Origin of the sequence: Peribacillus sedimenti, assembly GCF_046237635.1 — a bacterium.
GTDB classification, from domain to species: domain Bacteria; phylum Bacillota; class Bacilli; order Bacillales; family DSM-1321; genus Peribacillus; species Peribacillus sedimenti.
In genome coordinates, this window is sequence record NZ_CP143547.1 from 562,501 (window position 1) to 580,356 (window position 17,856).

13 protein-coding genes, 13 tRNA genes and 1 pseudogene are annotated in these 17,856 nt (G+C 43.8%); 24 read left to right on the top strand and 3 right to left on the bottom strand.

The window, feature by feature from the left end; translation table 11 throughout:
* Window positions 1-127 precede the first annotated feature (127 nt).
* The 15 genes from V1500_RS02900 (at window position 128) to V1500_RS02970 (ending at window position 4,192) form a co-directional block, all read left to right on the top strand.
* A tRNA-Met gene (locus tag V1500_RS02900) sits at window positions 128-201 on the top strand.
* Window positions 202-204: 3 nt separating this feature from the next.
* Window positions 205-277 (top strand) — tRNA-Asp (locus V1500_RS02905).
* 171 nt (window positions 278-448) lie between these two features.
* Window positions 449-524 (top strand) — tRNA-Phe (locus V1500_RS02910).
* Between the two features lie 9 nt (window positions 525-533).
* Window positions 534-618: transfer RNA gene (locus V1500_RS02915), tRNA-Tyr, on the top strand.
* Window positions 619-626: 8 nt separating this feature from the next.
* Window positions 627-700: transfer RNA gene (locus tag V1500_RS02920), tRNA-Trp, on the top strand.
* A gap of 12 nt (window positions 701-712) precedes the next feature.
* Window positions 713-788 (top strand) — tRNA-His (locus V1500_RS02925).
* Window positions 789-814: 26 nt separating this feature from the next.
* Window positions 815-889, top strand: a tRNA-Gln gene (locus V1500_RS02930).
* A 5-nt stretch (window positions 890-894) separates the two neighbouring features.
* A tRNA-Leu gene (locus tag V1500_RS02935) sits at window positions 895-976 on the top strand.
* A gap of 8 nt (window positions 977-984) precedes the next feature.
* Window positions 985-1,058 (top strand) — tRNA-Gly (locus V1500_RS02940).
* Between the two features lie 3 nt (window positions 1,059-1,061).
* Window positions 1,062-1,138 (top strand) — tRNA-Ile (locus V1500_RS02945).
* Between the two features lie 21 nt (window positions 1,139-1,159).
* Window positions 1,160-1,234, top strand: a tRNA-Asn gene (locus V1500_RS02950).
* 13 nt (window positions 1,235-1,247) lie between these two features.
* Window positions 1,248-1,338: transfer RNA gene (locus tag V1500_RS02955), tRNA-Ser, on the top strand.
* Window positions 1,339-1,345: 7 nt separating this feature from the next.
* Window positions 1,346-1,419: transfer RNA gene (locus tag V1500_RS02960), tRNA-Arg, on the top strand.
* Between the two features lie 349 nt (window positions 1,420-1,768).
* A complete protein-coding gene (locus V1500_RS02965) occupies window positions 1,769-2,458 on the top strand; it encodes a DUF421 domain-containing protein (RefSeq protein ID WP_409304123.1) in 690 nt (229 codons plus the stop codon).
* A gap of 273 nt (window positions 2,459-2,731) precedes the next feature.
* The gene (locus V1500_RS02970; RefSeq protein WP_409304124.1) at window positions 2,732-4,192 is read left to right on the top strand and encodes a protein adenylyltransferase SelO; all 1,461 of its coding nucleotides are present in this window, start codon (window positions 2,732-2,734) and stop codon (window positions 4,190-4,192) included.
* Window positions 4,193-4,310: 118 nt separating this feature from the next.
* Here the strand turns inward: V1500_RS02970 and V1500_RS02975 are convergent, their stop codons facing one another.
* Window positions 4,311-4,754, bottom strand: a complete 444-nt coding sequence (locus V1500_RS02975; RefSeq protein ID WP_409304125.1) for an acyl-CoA thioesterase — start codon at window positions 4,752-4,754, stop codon at window positions 4,311-4,313.
* Window positions 4,755-5,040: 286 nt separating this feature from the next.
* The gene (locus V1500_RS02980) at window positions 5,041-5,601 is read right to left on the bottom strand and encodes a replication protein (protein WP_409304126.1); all 561 of its coding nucleotides are present in this window, start codon (window positions 5,599-5,601) and stop codon (window positions 5,041-5,043) included.
* A 403-nt stretch (window positions 5,602-6,004) separates the two neighbouring features.
* Between V1500_RS02980 and V1500_RS02985 the strand changes: the two genes are divergently transcribed.
* From V1500_RS02985 to pepF, 3 genes are all read left to right on the top strand, one after another.
* Window positions 6,005-7,243: an MFS transporter gene (locus V1500_RS02985; protein ID WP_409304127.1), complete on the top strand. Its 1,239-nt coding sequence runs from the start codon at window positions 6,005-6,007 to the stop codon at window positions 7,241-7,243.
* A 294-nt stretch (window positions 7,244-7,537) separates the two neighbouring features.
* Window positions 7,538-8,671 carry a M24 family metallopeptidase gene (locus V1500_RS02990; protein WP_409304128.1) on the top strand — a complete coding sequence of 378 codons (1,134 nt, stop codon included), beginning with the start codon at window positions 7,538-7,540 and terminating at the stop codon, window positions 8,669-8,671.
* Window positions 8,672-8,913: 242 nt separating this feature from the next.
* Window positions 8,914-10,725 (top strand): oligoendopeptidase F, encoded by a 1,812-nt coding sequence (gene pepF / locus V1500_RS02995; RefSeq protein WP_409304129.1) that lies wholly within the window; start codon window positions 8,914-8,916, stop codon window positions 10,723-10,725.
* A 49-nt stretch (window positions 10,726-10,774) separates the two neighbouring features.
* Here pepF and V1500_RS03000 read toward each other — a convergent pair whose 3' ends face one another.
* Window positions 10,775-11,275 carry a hypothetical protein gene (locus V1500_RS03000; protein WP_409304130.1) on the bottom strand — a complete coding sequence of 167 codons (501 nt, stop codon included), beginning with the start codon at window positions 11,273-11,275 and terminating at the stop codon, window positions 10,775-10,777.
* Window positions 11,276-11,372: 97 nt separating this feature from the next.
* Between V1500_RS03000 and V1500_RS03005 the strand changes: the two genes are divergently transcribed.
* The 6 genes and pseudogenes from V1500_RS03005 to V1500_RS03030 all read left to right on the top strand — a co-directional run bounded on the left by V1500_RS03005 (window position 11,373) and on the right by V1500_RS03030 (window position 17,568).
* Window positions 11,373-11,957 (top strand): vWA domain-containing protein, encoded by a 585-nt coding sequence (locus V1500_RS03005; protein WP_409304131.1) that lies wholly within the window; start codon window positions 11,373-11,375, stop codon window positions 11,955-11,957.
* Window positions 11,958-12,735: 778 nt separating this feature from the next.
* Window positions 12,736-13,431, top strand: a complete 696-nt coding sequence (locus V1500_RS03010) for a response regulator transcription factor (RefSeq protein WP_409304132.1) — start codon at window positions 12,736-12,738, stop codon at window positions 13,429-13,431.
* Window position 13,432: 1 nt separating this feature from the next.
* Window positions 13,433-14,773, top strand: a complete 1,341-nt coding sequence (locus V1500_RS03015) for an ATP-binding protein (RefSeq protein WP_409304133.1) — start codon at window positions 13,433-13,435, stop codon at window positions 14,771-14,773.
* Between the two features lie 90 nt (window positions 14,774-14,863).
* On the top strand, window positions 14,864-15,466 hold the full coding sequence (locus V1500_RS03020; protein WP_409304134.1) for a PepSY domain-containing protein: 603 nt from the start codon (window positions 14,864-14,866) through the stop codon (window positions 15,464-15,466).
* Between the two features lie 111 nt (window positions 15,467-15,577).
* Window positions 15,578-16,003, top strand: a pseudogene (locus tag V1500_RS03025) (DNA/RNA helicase domain-containing protein); the annotation flags it as partial.
* Window positions 16,004-16,317: 314 nt separating this feature from the next.
* Window positions 16,318-17,568 (top strand): ATP-binding protein, encoded by a 1,251-nt coding sequence (locus V1500_RS03030; protein WP_409304135.1) that lies wholly within the window; start codon window positions 16,318-16,320, stop codon window positions 17,566-17,568.
* Window positions 17,569-17,856: the final 288 nt, after the last annotated feature.

Below are 17,856 nucleotides of genomic sequence, written 5' to 3' on the forward strand. Positions count from 1 at the left end.
ACGAGCGTTCCTTCATTGAATAACTGCGAGTTGTACGGATTGAGCTGCTGCTTGGTTTAGCTTACTGAAATCCGGACAGTCTACAATGCACTTAGTGCATAAATTAAAATTGCATCATTTATATTATCGCGGGGTGGAGCAGTCTGGTAGCTCGTCGGGCTCATAACCCGAAGGTCGCAGGTTCAAATCCTGTCCCCGCAATCTGGTCCCGTGGTGTAGCGGTTAACATGCCTGCCTGTCACGCAGGAGATCGCGGGTTCGATTCCCGTCGGGACCGTTTTATTACTTCTTTCAGCAGGTAAAAATATTATGGCTCAGTCGTTAGAGCAAGGAGCAGTACTTCTATGATATATCGACGAGTTGTATCCAATGAACTGCTACTTGTAAAGTCTTTCAGTGTTGGGGACAAAGGACAATGAAAATTTAATTTAGGTAGTATACTACTTTTGGCTCAGTAGCTCAGTCGGTAGAGCAAAGGACTGAAAATCCTTGTGTCGGCGGTTCGATTCCGTCCTGAGCCACCATTTTTATGTGGAGGGGTAGCGAAGTGGCTAAACGCGGCGGACTGTAAATCCGCTCCCTCCGGGTTCGGCGGTTCGAATCCGTCCCCCTCCACCATTTATCACAGGGGCATAGTTTAAAGGTAGAACTGAGGTCTCCAAAACCTCCAGTGTGGGTTCGATTCCTGCTGCCCCTGCCAATAAGCATTTTGGCGGTTGTGGCGAAGTGGTTAACGCATCGGATTGTGGTTCCGACATTCGTGGGTTCGATTCCCATCAGCCGCCCCATTTCACTTTTTAAAAAGTACTATTATTGGGCTATAGCCAAGCGGTAAGGCAACGGACTTTGACTCCGTCATGCGTTGGTTCGAATCCAGCTAGCCCAGCCATCTTTGCCGATGTGGCGGAATTGGCAGACGCGCACGACTCAAAATCGTGTTCCTCACGGAGTGTCGGTTCGACCCCGACCATCGGTATTTTATATGCGGGTGTAGTTTAATGGTAAAACCTCAGCCTTCCAAGCTGATGTCGTGAGTTCGATTCTCATCACCCGCTCCAAATGGGCCTATAGCTCAGCTGGTTAGAGCGCACGCCTGATAAGCGTGAGGTCGATGGTTCGAGTCCATTTAGGCCCACCATAATGCTAAATTCTTTTTTGTTCCGCAGTAGCTCAGTGGTAGAGCATTCGGCTGTTAACCGAACGGTCGTAGGTTCGAGTCCTACCTGCGGAGCCATTTTTATGTCTATGGGGAAGTACTCAAGAGGCTGAAGAGGCGCCCCTGCTAAGGGTGTAGGTCGCGTAAGCGGCGCGAGGGTTCAAATCCCTCCTTCTCCGCCATAATGATGCGCCTTTAGCTCAGCTGGATAGAGCAACAGCCTTCTAAGCTGTGGGTCAGAGGTTCGAATCCTCTAAGGCGCGTACGAAAACTAAATGCAAATAGTTCAAAAAAAGCCCAAAATAGGGCTTTTTTGTTTGGAATGAACAGGCCTCCCCTTTTTAAACACCCGCAGAGCTATCACGTGTATTTTACCACGAAGGGCTTTTCTTCAATTTTCCTTTAATATCCCTGTGAGCTTTTTGAAGAAGTACACATCTTGATATGAAAAAACCGCTTGACGTATGCTGGCCCTTTTCATTTTTCTCCAAATAAGAATTTGATTTGTGAAAAGCTGTTGCTTTTCTCTCTTTTCAGTCCATTTCAATAACTTTCATCGCATATTTCCCTTTGTCAAACTAAAACATAGAAGATAGAGGGAGGGAGATATCTTTGCCAGTATCAGAGCTATTAATCAGGATACCGGTCTCATTTTTTATGCTTTATGTTGTTGTCCGGTTATTAGGGAAAGAGGAAATATCACAACTGACATTTTTTCATTTTACATCTGCCATTGCGTTCGGCTCCATTGCGGCGAATATGGCTTTTAATAAACATCTGAGCATTCATAATGGGATTTTTGTATTAGTTGGCTGGTCAATATTAACGGTTGGTATGGAACTTATAAGTTTAAAATCGAAAAAGGCGCGGAGAATCATCGAAGGAGAGCCAGTCATCCTGATTAAACAGGGGAGGGTAATGGAAAAAGCTTTGGGAAATGTTCGGCTGGATATGAGCGGCCTTAAGGCGCTGCTTAGAGAAAAAGGCATATTTTCCTTGTCGGATGTAGATTATGCAATTTTTGAAACGGATGGAAACTTGTCAGTGCTGAAAAAAAGCAACACCGAAAATATACATACTAACAAAGACTCCATTCTCCCTCTTGCAACAGAAGTCGTTTCACAGGGCAAAATCCATTACCAAAATCTAAGGAAGTTAAATAGGGATGAAGATTGGCTGCATCAAGAGCTACAGGAGAATGGGGTAAAATCGATATCAGATGTGTTTTATGCCGAAGTTCAGCAGGATGGATCACTCTATCTGGACATTATGGATGACCGGGAATCGACTGCGAAGGATTGATCGACAGGATACCATTGATTTTCGATTGCTGGTATTTCTAATTAAAATCTGCTATGCCTATCTTGTTCATTTGATTTCGAATATGTGGATATCAGGCTCCGCCTGCATAAATACAGTCCCGGGCAAAAAGGGGGTCATCTTTATGCAGAAAGGGTATAATAATATGGAAGAACCAGGCATTACAGGGTACTGCCTGTCGAGATACGGAATGTGAATCTTAATAGCTAATCTTTTATAAAAACAACTGCACAAGACAAAAGAAGAGGGGATACCATGACGAACAAAATAGGATGGAATCTAGATAACAGCTATACCCGTCTGCCACAGATATTTTATACAAGCCTTACCCCGGAGCCAGTAGAATTTCCAAAGCTTGCGATTCTAAATGAAAGGCTTGCAGAAACCCTTGGTTTAGATGCGGAAGCGCTGAAAGGGGAAGGTGGGGTATCGGTCTTTGCCGGTAACCAGATTCCTGAAGGCGCTTCACCGCTTTCCCAGGCTTATGCGGGGCATCAATTCGGGCATTTCAATATGCTCGGTGATGGCCGGGCAATCCTGCTTGGCGAGCAAATCACGCCAGAAGGGGAACGGTTCGACATTCAGCTTAAAGGGCCAGGGAGCACTCCGTATTCCCGAGGCGGTGATGGCCGTGCGGCACTTGGGCCGATGCTCCGTGAATATATCATCAGTGAAGCAATGCATGCATTGGGCATTCCCACGACCCGAAGTTTGGCGGTTGCAACGACCGGTGAGGCAGTCATCCGCGAAACCCATCTGCCAGGCGCGGTACTGACACGTATAGCTGCGAGCCACCTTCGTGTCGGCACCTTTCAATTCGCGGCAGCATATGGCAAGCCGGAAGAACTTCGGGCCCTGGCAGATTATGCGATAAAGCGCCATTATCCAGATATCGAGGGCGATGAGAATCCATATCTGTCCCTGCTTAGGGAAGTGGTCAAACGGCAGGCATCATTGATTGCCAAATGGCAGCTGGTCGGTTTTATCCATGGAGTAATGAATACTGATAATATGACGATTAGCGGCGAAACGATTGATTACGGCCCTTGTGCCTTTATGAATGAGTACGACCCGGCTACGGTATTCAGCTCCATCGACACCCAAGGACGCTATTCCTATGGGAACCAGCCAGGTATAGGCGGATGGAATCTGTCCCGATTCGCAGAAAGCTTGCTAGTGCTGATAGATGATGACCAGGAAAAGGCTGTAGAACTTGCTCAAGATGTCATCACCGGATATCCAAAGCTGTATACGCAGAACTGGCTGTCAGGAATGCGGGCGAAGCTTGGACTCTTTAACGAAGATTCGGAGGATGAAGCACTGATTCAGGAGCTGCTGGATTTAATGCAGAAGCAGCGTGCAGATTATACGAATACCTTCCGTTCCTTAACATTAGGAAAAACAGAGGGTGAGGACCTGTTTTCTACTCCGGAATTTGCCAAGTGGAATGATAAATGGCAGGACAGATTAGGCAGACAGGAACAATCAAAAGAGGATTCACAGGAACTGATGCGAAATAACAATCCTTCTGTGATCCCTCGTAACCACAGGGTGGAAGAGGCGCTGGCAGCTGCCGTGGAACGGGCAGACTACACTGTGACGGAAAAGCTTCTTTCCGCCCTTTCAAAGCCCTATGCTTACTTAGCGGAGCAGGAAGAATATTGTGCATTGCCGGTTCCATCAGGAGTTCCTTACCGCACTTATTGCGGGACCTGATATAGCTTAAGATATTTAGCAACATTTTTGAGGTTTTTTAGGTGGATATACCCAATCTTCTTGCGGTCATACCTTTCAAAATGGGAAGGAGTGTATACTCACTTCCCATTTTTATGGGCTATTTCTCAGACAGCACGTCCTTCTCAAACTGTTCTATTCTTTCACGCACAAATTCAGGAACAGGTTGGGAAGTTTTCGTATGAGGATTGTAACTTACATAGATGACCTCGGCGATGAGGAGCGGATCGATCTCTCCGTCCCTAGTAATCATGAAATTCATGGTCATGCTTGCATTGCCGATGCGGCCGACACGGCACCAAATATTCAGCCAATCGTTCAGCCGTGCTGGACTTTTGTATTCCATAATCGTCTTGGCAATAACGAAATCAAATTCACCATTTTCTGCAAGTTTGACCAGGTCAAGCTTCAAACCTTCCAGGAAAAATTCTGAAACTGCTACATCGAGATACGTTAAATAATGTGCGTTAAATACGATATTTTGTCCATCAATTTCTGAGTACCTTACCTTAAGGCGATGAGAAAATCGAAAGTCCCCGGTCATTTTAGCCCCTCGCTTAACAATCTGTTTTGTAAAAATTTTACAATACTTAGAAAGTTACCACAACTAATTTAGGGGTGTTCAACGTACAAAAGTTCACAATGTTCACGGAGAGGCCTTGTAATAATTTTCACCAGTGAGCCATTCTTCAATTTTTGTATTTTTATCCAATAATAGGGTCAGTCGAAAGACAAAGAGTTCAAATAATACCTTGCGTCGTGAAATGAACTGAATCGTAAATTGCGTAATACCCTTAGATTCACTTTATTCCAGACAGCTTTTGAAAAAGTTAACTGTCCGGAACTAATTCCTGTTTCGATTTGCTGAGCTTAACTGGAATTCTTTCTCTGGGACGGGTAGAGGAAGTCGATGAAATCGACAATATCTTTTTTTCTCTGTTAGTAATCTCTGTAGTAATCTCTGGTATTGCTTTGTTCACGCTGGCATGAAGAATGGCTCCTTCTGATACCGAAGAGCTTTCATGCTGGCCCGATGCACAGTCACTTTCGCTCTTCTCTTGGAACAAAATGAGCTCTTCCAACTGATCATAATCAATCGTATACCATTTGGTTTGGTCCATCTTGCTGGTATTGAATTTGCCTGAAATCAATAAACCGTTTTGCTCCAATCTTTTAATGATCCGTTTGATTGTGCTTACAGACCAAAAAGGCATCTGGTCATTCCATTCTTCATAGGTGTTATAGACCCAGCTTTTCCCTTCGAGCATATGCTGCTTTTTAGATAGCCAATAATGGACCTGCTGAAGAAAGATGGCCTCGTTTAGGCCTATTTGCATGGCCAGGGATGGGATGATTAAAAGAGGATTACCTTGCATAATTAATTTCGACATAGATCTGCCCCCTATCTACCAAATAGTCAGCCCGCATTAATTCAATGTAGCAGGCTTCACTCGTGTTATATAATGAAAAGGTGCAAAAGTAGAATGTGGAAGAAAATTTGTTGAAAAATCACCTTGTTCGTTCAATTTGTTGCCATAATTAAAGTTGTCCTAAAATAAACGAATAGGCTCCCTGCGACAGAACAACTCAGCTGTGAAAGGAATGCCACCCAGGAGATGGGACAGTTACATGAAGCAGGATCAGCAGGATGGCTTGGACTCAAGATGCAAGAGCCAGAATTGTGGGATGTTCTTGGCTTACACTTTGCGGGGATGCCTTTAAGAGAGACGGGAGGCGTTCAATTTTCTCGAAATTTAGTATTGTGCATATATTTCAGCTGGGGGAGGAGTATTCTTGTTTAAAAAAATACAGGGGAATGCAAGAGGCTGTTTGATTTATGAGCCGATGTTCATCCTGCCATACAGCATGCTGTCCATGTATGCATCGGTATATATGTTCCAGCTCGGAGTCAATGAGAAGCAGATTGGACTGATCACTTCGGTGGGGCTTGTCCTGCAGATATTCACATCCTTTATCAGCGGGTACCTTACGGATCGTATGGGGAGGAGAAGAGCGTTACTTTATTATGACCTGCTTGGCTGGAGCATTGCCGCACTGGTATGGGCGGTTTCGCAAAATTTCTGGTACTTTTTGATTGCTGCTGTACTTAACAGCTTTTTAAGAGTCCCTAATACCGCATGGTACTGCCTCCTGGTCGAGGGTACCGACCCGCAGGACCGCTCGTATGTATTCAGGGTCCTTCAGCTGATCGGCGTGATTGGGGGATTATTCGCTCCGCTCGGCGGATTGCTGGTCAGCCATTTTACACTCGTCCCTGCCATGCGGATCATGTATGCGGTATTCGCCGTCAGTGTGACCATTATGTTCATAGCGAGGAATTTTGCGACACATGAAACGGAAATCGGCATCCGGAAACGGAAGGAAAGCAAGGACATCAAGCTGAGTGACAACTTTAAGGAGTATTCTACCGCGATTCAAGCGATTCTTAGCAACAGGGTTTTATTAATGGTATTTGGCGTATATATGTTTTTTAATTTTCAAACGACCCTGCAGAATACATATTTGTCGATATACCTGGTCGATGCGCTGGATATTAACGATGCGTTGATCGCCGTTTTTCCGGCAGTGTCGTCCATCGCCATGCTCGGATTGATGTTTTTCGTCATCCCGCGCTTCCATGAAAGAAAGGCCAATCAGTACATCATTTGCGGATTTGCATTAACGATCCTTTCAAAGATCATCCTGATTATGACCGGTACAGGCCAAATTGCCCCGGTTGTAATCAGCACGATGCTGACGGCTGCCGGCAGTATCATCGCCAGTCCTTATCTGGAGTCGGTCGTGGCCAATTCCATCGATGACGAGCAGCGGGCAAAGATGTTTTCCATCCTGCAGGTTCTTATCCTGTTAGTGATCTCTCCATCAGGGCTGATTGGCGGATGGGCTTATTCCATCGATGCAAGGCTTCCATTTATCCTGATGATTGCGTCGCTTGCTGCCAGTATTGTTTTGGTGGCCGGATTGATGCGAAGGGAAGTGAAGGGCCGTCAACAGGGGAAATTGAGTGTGTGAAAAAGCAGATGCGGAAAGTGCAATTTAAAAAACCAAAGTCTTTTTAAGGTTCATATGATCAGTCGGGAGACAGAGACTATATACTATAAAAATAATTCGAGGGCAGAAGTAATGCACTCTAAATTATGTGAATAATTTGATATATTTACTTTAAATGAGGGATAGAAAAAGCCTTAGGCGCATGCTTCCAAAACTTCTTCACGATTGCTGGAGAATCTTTTAAACAGCGACACACTGCTGAAATTTATTATAAGGTTTCCAATTCCTCTATCAAAAGAAAGGGAGAAAATCATTATGGATTCTAGTAAGCGTATAAGAGAACTACGCAGTTTCATGGATCAAAACGCCATTCAAGCCTCTGTGATCATCAATTTTGAAAATCAGTATTATATGAGCGGATTCAAAGCCATTACATACTCCCGGCCCATCGTATTGCTTATCGATGACAGCAAAACCAGCTTAATTGTTCCTGCTCTTGAAGAAAACCATGCGCGGGAAGAATCAAGCGCGGACGAGCTGCATGTTTACTACGAGCATCCGGAGAAACAATCATTCGGCACCTCTTATCTGGAGCATCTAGCCTCGCTGGTCGCCAGTTATACTTCTGGAACAAAAATCGGAGTGGAATTCCACTCGCTCCCTATAACCATAGCTAATTTACTCAGGGATAAAGGATTTGAATTGTTCGATATAGGCGGGAGAATCGCCCAAATGAGATATATCAAGGACGAGCAGGAATTAGATTTGCTTGTTGAATCCGGCCGATTGGTCAGCCTGGCTCTTTCGCACTCGCTGAAGAATGCCAAAACAGGTGTTACGGAGATGGAAATCGATCAATATGGGAACAGGGCGCTGTTTGAAGAAACGTCGACCAAGCATCCAAACGCAACATTGGATTTCTTTGCGATGTCGCCTTCTGGAATTGCGAGAAGCGTAATGCCGCATGTATTCTCGAATACCAGGAAACTGGAGGAGAATGATATTGTCGTGCACAGCCGTCAGGTCGGATTGAACGGATACCGGGCAGAGTGCGAGCGGACCTTTTTCCTCGGTAAGCCTGCTGACAAGCAGATTCATGCCTTTCAAGCAGCATATGAAGCTCAGCTTGCTGCTTTAGAAGCTATTAAAGCAGGAGTCAGAGCAAAAGAAGTGGATGACGCGGCCCGCAAGGTATTTAGAAAAGCCGGACTCGAAGAATACAGCATCCACCGTACCGGGCATGGAATCGGAATCGGTCTTCATGAGGAGCCTTCGCTTCGCTTTGATAATGACTTAATTCTGCAGCCGGGAATGGTATTCACGATCGAACCGGGTATTTATATCCCTGGTGTTGGAGGCTTCCGTCATTCAGATACTGTAATTCTAACTGAGCACGGGACAGAGCTGATTACAGAATATCCGAGAGAATTGATACATTTGATATTGTAAGGATTTACTTAAAAAAATTCACCAAATTTTCAGCCAGGTAGATTTTTTGTTTGTGTCATTCTTAGCGAGTTCAGACAGACACCATCAAGGAAAAGTAACAGGAAATAATTTTTTTATGTTAAATTGGCGTGTAGCCTTAATTAAAATTCGAGTGGTGACAACTACCAGTTCATTCCTTTATAATGAATATATGTTTCGGTTGTCGAAATATTTTGTCATTTCATGAAAGGGGAGAGTTTTTCTTGAAAGAAGTACTGACTAAAACGCTGACCCGCTCTGAGGTTCCTGTGGAGGAGACCTGGGACCTGACTGATTTATTTGATACAGACGAGAAGTGGAAGGCTGCATTGGAGGCCATCCAGACAGATGTGGAAAGGGTGACGCAATATAAAGGCCGTCTGCAGGAAAGTGCCAAGACATTGCTGGGATGCCTTCTTGCCCGGGATGTGTTAAGCGAGAGAGTTATGCGCGTGATGACGTATGCCCATCTTTGCCAATCAGGTGATGGTACGAATCCTGTCTACCAGGCGAACTCTGCCCTTGTTGCATCCGTGATTGCTAATGTCAATGCGAGCACATCATTCATAAACTCTGAGATTCTTGAGCTGGACGAAGGAGCCATTCAACAATACATACAAGAAGAACCAGGCCTGCAGGACTTTTCAAAAACATTGACGGACTTATTGGAGACCAAGCCATATAAGCTTTCCCCAGAGGTGGAAAAAGTGCTGGCTGCTTTTGGAGAGGTCCATAATGCGCCATACATGATTTATGAAAGAAGCAGGACGTCGGATATGCAGTTCTCATCATTCGTTACGGAGGATGGGGAGGAGCATCCGCTGACATTCAACTCGTTCCCGACATACGAAGGCTCCCATGATACAGAGCTGCGCCGGAAGGCATACGATTCGTTTGGCAGCACCCTGAAGCAGTACAAAAATACGTATGCGGCTACTTATGCTACAGAAGTGAAGAAACAGGTCATCGAAGCCCGCCTGCGTGGTTTTGGCTCTGTCACGGACATGCTATTGCATGGACAGCAGGTCACAAAGGAAATGTATCATAACCAATTGGATACCATTCAAACACAGCTCGCTCCGCATATGCGCCGCTTTGCAAAGCTGATTCAGCGCGTCCTCGGATTGGAGACCATGCGTTACTGCGACCTGAAGGCTCCGCTTGACCCTGAGTTTGATCCGAAGGTGACGTACGAAGAGGCCTCTAAGCTTGTACTTGATGCGCTGCAGGTCATGGGACCGGAATATGTGGGAATCATGGAGAACGCTGTTCAAAACCGCTGGGTTGATATCGCCGATAATGTTGGGAAACGTTCCGGCGCATTCTGCTCAAGCCCTTTTGGTGCCCATCCATATATTTTGATGACATGGAACAATTCAATGAGGAATGCCTTCACACTGGCACATGAACTGGGACATGCCGGCCACTTCGCGCTTGCCGGCCGCTACCAAAGAATCTCTAATACCCGCCCGTCCTTGTACTTTATCGAGGCACCATCCACGATGAACGAAATGCTGCTGAGCCAGCATATCTTGGCAAAAACAGACGATGCACGCATGCGCCGTTTGGTCATCCTTCAGTCACTGGGTACGTACTACCACAACTTCGTAACCCATATCCTTGAAGGAGAGCTGCAGCGCCGGGTGTATGAACTCGCTGATCAAGGAACGCCGATCACAGCGAAGATTCTGTGCGAGCAGACAACAGAGCTGCTGCAGAACTTCTGGGGAGTGGCCGTGGAAATCGACGAGGGTGCAAGCCTGACATGGATGCGCCAGCCTCACTATTATATGGGTCTCTATCCATACACCTATTCAGCCGGACTGTCAGCTTCCACTGCTGCAGCCCAAATGATTCAGGAGGAAGGCCAGCCTGCAGTTGACCGCTGGCTATCCGCGTTAAAGGCAGGAGGAACATTGAAGCCGCTTGAACTCATGCAGCTGGCCAATGTCGATATGTCGACACCTGAGCCAATCAAAAAGGCAGTGGCTTATGTTGGATCTTTGATTGATGAATTAGAACAGAGCTTTATTTGATATAGAAAAAACTGAGTGAGGCTTGGGCTTCACTCAGTTTTTCTATCTATTATAGTGATCCCACCAGAGGCTTCAGGCTAAAATGGTCCAGCATGAGATTGACCTCATGGATATCGTAGATTTCTTTCTCCAGGCAATACCTAATCACCAGGTCGTGGGTGTCGCTGTTGGACAGGGAATAACCTGCGGAATCCAATAGCGTATCGGCATCGTCGGCATGCAGCTCAAGCGCTAGTGCCAGAGCAATGATGGTCTTTTTTCTGGGATGATAATCGGGATTCGTGCGGATCTTGGAAAAAAGCCTGCGGTCAATGCCTGCTTTATTGTAAATTTCCGCATCAGTCGCTCCCGTCTTATCGATAAAGCGAAATAAAACCTCCTGGAGAGAAGGGGCCTGATTTTCATTAATGAAATCCGCCAGCTCGCTGTTATGTACTTCATCCAGGATATCCTCCAGCCTAATCGATTCCTGAAAAACGATAAATTGTGACGCGCTCAGGTGCATCTCTACGTATTCTTCCAAGTCCCTCAGCAGTTCTTTATCAAGCATAAAATCCACCTCCCAAAATGTCGCTTCCAAGGCGACCTAATCACGAATCAATTTAGCTACTATTATATCATCATTAAAAATTGAAAGGATGATCGATATGAATAGCAATCTAACAGAAATCATATTCCTGCTTGATAGGAGCGGTTCAATGTCAGGACTGGAAAGAGACACGATTGGAGGCTTCAATTCGCTGATTGAAAAACAGTCCCGGCTGGAAGGGGAGACCAGAGTTACAGCCGTGCTGTTCGATGACGAATATGAAGTGCTTTGGAATGGCGTTGAGGCAAAACAGGTAAGGCTGACGGACAAGGAATACTATGTGAGAGGGACCACTGCGCTGCTGGATGCGGTGGGGAAGACCATTCTTGATGTGGGCTATAGGCTTTCGCAGACTAAAGAGGAACAAAGGCCTGGTAAGGTCATCTTCATTATCACAACTGACGGTATGGAGAATGCCAGCCGTGAATTCACCTACAAAAAGGTGAAAGAAATGATCCGGCACCAGCAGGAGAAATATAATTGGGAGTTCATGTTTATAGGAGCTAATATTGATGTGGCCAAGGAAGCGGATAGTATAGGGATTAGTGTGGATGATGCTATTACTTTTGAAGCGTCGCAGGAGGGAGTTGAGAGGATGTATATGAGGATGGAGGAGGAGATTTGTGAGAGAAGAAGGATGTGAAACATCTTTCATTAAATGAGACGAAACAAGAGGAAATTGGTTTATTTATGGTATGGTGAACCGTATCACAAGTGATAGTAAACAGAAAATCAGAGTTTATATTTGAGATCAGTAAATTGAATTGGGCACTGTTTCCTTTAGCAAACATTGAAAATGTAATATAAAATGGCTATCAAATTTTACTTGAATTTGATAGCCATTTTTGTTGATGTAGAGGGATTTCCGTATAGGGGTTGAAATAAACGGTTATGAAAGAAATGTACTTAGTTGAACAAGAATAACAGATAAATTTTGAAACAAATTAGGTTATTGGGTCGTATTTATGTTATAGATGAATACCGTATCCGTTGATTTAGTTGCTTATAGGAAGCTGATTTTTGCAGACTTTCACTTTTTGAATTAAAGGCAGGAGAAGCTGGATTAAAAAATGTTTGAGGCTTTAGGAAACTTGTTCAATGCAACAGATCTATTAGGGGAATGTTTCGAAATAGGACCTTTGAGGTTCCTTTTTTGTTGCCATTTTTAAGACTTCAACAGTTGTTCTTCTAATTTACATGATGGGGCAATGATGGCATTTGAGCTGTTATTGTTTTTTGTTCATAGGACCTAATTGGGTTTTTACCAAAATAGAGCTATAGAACAGTTCATAAGGGGGCTATAAAACAACGGGGTGGCTGATTCCGTGTATAAAGGGTCATGTTTTTTTGTTTTCATACTTTTCTCATTCCATTTTAATTTTTATCAAGTACACTTACATCAAATGAAAGGGGAGTTCGAGTTGGTACAGCGCATCTTAATTGTTGAGGATGAAGAACGGATTGCCAGGATTTTGACTCTGGAGTTGACCCGCGAAGGGTATCGGACGAAGGCGGTCTTTGATGGAAATGAGGGGCTTGCAAACGGAGCGCAGGAACAGTGGGATCTCATTTTGCTTGATGTGATGCTTCCGGGTTTAAATGGTCTAGAGGTTCTAAGAAGATTGAGAAATAAGCAAATAACGACTCCGGTTATTCTGTTGACTGCACGGGATGCGGTTCCAGATAAAGTCAGCGGGCTGGATCTGGGTGCAAATGATTATATTACAAAACCATTTGATATGGAGGAATTGCTTGCGAGAGTACGTGTCTGCCTGCGAAATAGTTCTACGACAGCGAAATTAGCAAATGAGAAGCAAGAGAGCCTGTCCGCCGGCAGCCTCGTTCTAGGCTTGCCTACAAGGGAGGTCCTGAAGGAGGGAAAAGTGATTGAGCTTACTGCCAGGGAATTCGACCTGTTAGCCTACCTGCTTCAAAATAAAAACTTGGTCGTTTCGCGCGACCAAATTCTCACCCATGTCTGGGGGTACGATTATATAGGGGAGACGAATGTCGTGGATGTTTACGTCCGCTATTTAAGGAAGAAAATAGACGCGGCAGGAGATGAGTCGTTGATACAGACTTACCGGGGCGTAGGATACAGCATTAAGGAGCTTTGATATGAAGATTAGAACAAAGATTCAATTATATTCAAGTCTTTTTTTACTCGCGATGCTGCTATTGTTAAATGTAATTCTTGCCTTCCTTTTCTTCAGTTTTTCTTTGGAGAGGGAAAAAGAAACGCTGGAGGATCAGGCGGCACTCTTGAAGGAAAATCATTCAAAGAATGAGATTTTCGGTGGTGGTTCCAGTATATTAACCGCCTATACTCCAGAGGACGGCACGGTTTTCATTGTTAATCTGGACAGCGAAGTTGTAAATATGAATGCCGATGATGAAGATGATGCAGAGGTCATCCCTCCCAGGCATGTTAAGGAGGAAGAATTCGATGTCCGCTATAGGGAAGAACGATTGATTTACCGCCTCCCGTACCGTGCTGATGGTGAATTGATCGGCACAATTGAAATAAGAACCAGCCTGGAATCAGTTTTCGAAGGTTTGTCACTGCTTTCAACAGTATTAATGGTGGCATCGCTCATCATTCTTATTCTTTCGGTTGTTGCGGGGAGGTGGCTATCTACATTAATCATTGCTCCCATTTCCATTATGAGCAGGACGATAAGCGAAATTGAGAGGGATGGTACGTTTAAAACAATCCCCGTTGAAGCCGAGGATTCTAAGGATGAATTGAAGGCGATGGCTGTCACCTTTAATAAGATGATGGAACGCTTAGAAATCAATCATGCCAAGCAGCAGCAATTCCTTTCCGATGCCTCTCATGAATTAAGGACACCGCTGACCATCATTGATAGTTATGCCAGCCTGTTAAAGCGTTGGGGGATGGAGGATAAGAAGATATTGGAAGAAGCTGTCGAAGCAATCCAACACGAGGCACAGCGAATGAAGACATTGACCGGGCACTTATTGGAAGCGGCCACGCAGGGCCATGCGGATGAAGCTGAAAAGGAGGAACTTGAGGCTGTCCAGTTTTGCCGGGAGGTTGCTCTGCCGTTATCAAGGACTTCCAATCGAACCATCCTGATCGATGCTTCGCAGCAGGAAATAACTATGGTTGCCGATAAGACAAAACTAGAACAGGTATTAATCATCCTTCTTGATAATGCTCTAAAATATAGCAGTGACGAAATAATCATCAAAGTAGAACAGGATGAACGGATTGCCATCATCGTTGAGGATAAAGGCATAGGGATCTCTCAGAAGGACTTAGCCTTCATTTTTGATCGTTTTTACCGGGTGGACCGTTCCCGCTCGAGAAAGACAGGAGGAAATGGGCTGGGATTGTCGATTGCGAAAACCATGGTAGAAGCCATGGGGGCAGAATTGGAAATAAAGAGTGTGGAGGGAAAAGGAACCTCGGCTGCGATTATATTTGATGCTTAAATATTCTCATCTGATTTTAATGTTTCTTTCATCTTCCTTTTATTTTTCCTGTTTATATTTAAAATATCGATAAACAAGGAGGAATAAAGGATGAAAAATGCATGGCTTAAGATAAGGGAAACTGCTGTAAAGAGAAAGAAAATAATCATCACTCTCTTTTCAATTCTCTTGCTGATCGTATTGGGGGCAGCAGGCACGGCGGCCTATGCGGCGAAAAGCATGTTAAAGATTTCCGAAACTGAGGCATCTGAAATTGTCAGCAAAGAATTAGATGGTGAAGTAACCAAAATGGAAAAGGATTGGGATTATAAACAAGTACAATATGAAATGACTGTCAAGACAGACACTGGGTATCACGAAGTTGAGCTGGATGGGACAACAGGGAAAATCATTGCTGTTGAAAAGGGCGATGAAGATGACGAGCTTGATGATGGCGGATCAGCCCAAGGCGATATCGATAGCACAGATGATGATTCCTCACTCAGAGAGACAGCCCAAAAGCCAAAAGTAAGCGTTGAGGCCGCGGTTGAAACGGCTTTGAAAGAAGTGAAAGGTACCGTAACCGATCGTGAACTCGACACAGAGAACGGAATATTATTATATGATATTGAAATTTCGCAAGAACAAAAGGAATTTGATGTGAAAGTAGATGCAGAGTCAGGAAAGGTCATTAAGGTCGAGGAAGAGAAATAGGGCCAAGTTATATTAATAAGGTGCTTGTTCAACAAAACGGATGGATTAAGCAAGGATCAGAGTCGTCATTTAGACGGCTTTTCTTATTGTGCTACAGGGCAGGTCCGTACTTTGGGATGGGACTTAAACAACTCAGAAACATAAGCTATCGATCGGAACCCGTTGAATGAAATTGGCTGTATTCATACTTGCGAGTGGCTGGAGTTTGATTATGTTGGGGTCTATCGGGGCTGATCTTATTTGTCATGATGGACAAGTGCTGACTGACGTTACCAAACGGGCAAAGACAGATGCCTCTTTAAAAGGCCTGAAGAAGATGGTGAAGGAGAAACCGGAAGAAGCCACAAAGGTCACTGATGAGATTATCTAGAACACATACAGGACCTTAATGACCCGTGGGCAAAAAGGATGATTCATAGACTGTACGGATACAGAGTTAGAACAATATTTTAAAAAGCGGGTTAGGGACATGCAGCATAGAATGAGTTCTTTAAGCCGATATCCATTGCTGCTGAGGAAAAGGGAGAATATAAGTAACAAAATTTGAGTAGCCACTTTAGGTTACTCTTTCTTTTTAAGTAATTATACTTATGGAGAAGGCTGTCGGATCAATGGGCACTGGATTTGTAGGATGTAGAAACTGTGGCCGCTCTTTAACATGAACAACAGTTTGACGTAAAAAGGTTGAACATTTCTGGATGTAAACTATCGCCAATTAACTGATAATATAGTATTTTTAGTAAATAAAACCTTTGAGACAATTCTGCATAAGAAACGAGTCCAGCAAGAGTTATATAATAAAAAAATTTTTATTATATGCAGCAAAGGGACAAGATTTGGAGTGATCGTATATGTCCAAGGAGAAATGCAGCCTCCATTCATTTAAATCGACTCAAGAGGAGTTAGAATTCTATAAGCGATTGATCGCTGATTTACCTATAGATATAGACTATATTGATGCGAAAACAAATATAAGAATACAGAAAAAGAAAAATGATAAATCAATTATTTTTTCAGGAGTCACGGAAAAAGATATTGAAAAAAGCAATTTAGTTTATCCGTCTATTCGATATAGGTTTGAGCAGCTGGAGCTGTTTTTGCAATCTATGCTAGATGTAGTGCCTCACCACATTGTTTTTATAGACAAGGATGGACTCATCACGCTTTGTAACAAACAAACATTAATAGATTTAAATGCAACTGAAGAACAGGTAATTGGCACGCACATCTCTAACTTATTAAAAATTGATGATTCGGAGATTAAATTGCTGCAAACGCTAAAAACCAGCACAGAGATTTATAACGAAGAAGTCCTGGATTCAAATTATGGAATTATTAATACTAGGATCATATATGATGAAGACGGCAATGTATTGAGGGTCATTGGTCTGTTCCATTTTTTAAACTATTTAAAAGAAGCGGAAAAAATGAATATGATTGGACAAATAGCAGCAAGTATCGCTCATGAAATTCGAAATCCTTTAACGACGGTTCGGGGATTCTTGCAGCTGATGGGGGAAGGACAGCTGGATGTAGATTCAAACCTTTTCGATACACTGCTAATACCCGAGCTTGACCGTGCCAATAAAATTATAAGCGAATTCTTAATGGTTTCGAAGTCCTCGCCAATGCTGAAGGAACCTGAGCCGGTTACGGATTTCGTGGCCCATTTTACAGGGCTGCTGTACAGTGAAGCCATTCTGAAAAAAGTGGACATGGTAGTGAACATTAGCGAGGATTTAGACAATACTCTGATTCTGGTAAATCAAAGTGAACTGATTCAAGTATTTATAAATTTATTTAACAACGCAGTCGAATCTAAAGGAACAACGGATATGGAGATCAGTTTAGTGTGCACAAGAGAAAAGAATGATATCAGCTTCCAATTCAAGGATAATGGGATTGGAATAGATAGCCAACATTTAAAGTATATTTTCGATCCTTTCTTCTCTACAAAGGAAACGGGAACGGGATTGGGATTATCGCTTTCGAAGAAAATCATTGAGCTGCATGGGGGAACTCTCTCTGTATCTAGTGCTCCGCATAAGGGAACAGTTTTTACGATTAAGATTCCAATCTATGATGTTAGCGAGGGTAAGTAAAAAGCGGAGACTGGCTGTGCCGATACGTTTTTTTAGATTATTTATACTGGAAAATCGTATATGTAGTTCAGACCAAGCCAGGATGCGAAATAGTTCATTGTTACACCATTCTAATCGCTAATATTAAAAACGGAATTCAGATTAAGTTGACACAGAAGCGTATCGCTGCTGCGCAAACAAAATGGCCCCGAAGCGATACTGGGGCCATTTTTATTTATGCAGCTTTAAACGTTTTTGACTGGTCTAATATGGGTCACGCATAATTAACACTTTTTGTACGAAATGAGT

Coding starts and splice junctions, on each gene's coding strand:
- V1500_RS02970 (WP_409304124.1), top strand. CDS start 2,732: ATGACGAACAAAATAGGATGGAATCTAGATAACAGCTATACCCGTCTG.
- V1500_RS02975 (WP_409304125.1), bottom strand. CDS start 4,754: ATGACCGGGGACTTTCGATTTTCTCATCGCCTTAAGGTAAGGTACTCA.
- V1500_RS02980 (WP_409304126.1), bottom strand. CDS start 5,601: ATGTCGAAATTAATTATGCAAGGTAATCCTCTTTTAATCATCCCATCC.
- V1500_RS02990 (WP_409304128.1), top strand. CDS start 7,538: ATGGATTCTAGTAAGCGTATAAGAGAACTACGCAGTTTCATGGATCAA.
- V1500_RS03000 (WP_409304130.1), bottom strand. CDS start 11,275: ATGCTTGATAAAGAACTGCTGAGGGACTTGGAAGAATACGTAGAGATG.
- V1500_RS03005 (WP_409304131.1), top strand. CDS start 11,373: ATGAATAGCAATCTAACAGAAATCATATTCCTGCTTGATAGGAGCGGT.
- V1500_RS03015 (WP_409304133.1), top strand. CDS start 13,433: ATGAAGATTAGAACAAAGATTCAATTATATTCAAGTCTTTTTTTACTC.
- V1500_RS03020 (WP_409304134.1), top strand. CDS start 14,864: ATGAAAAATGCATGGCTTAAGATAAGGGAAACTGCTGTAAAGAGAAAG.
- V1500_RS03030 (WP_409304135.1), top strand. CDS start 16,318: ATGTCCAAGGAGAAATGCAGCCTCCATTCATTTAAATCGACTCAAGAG.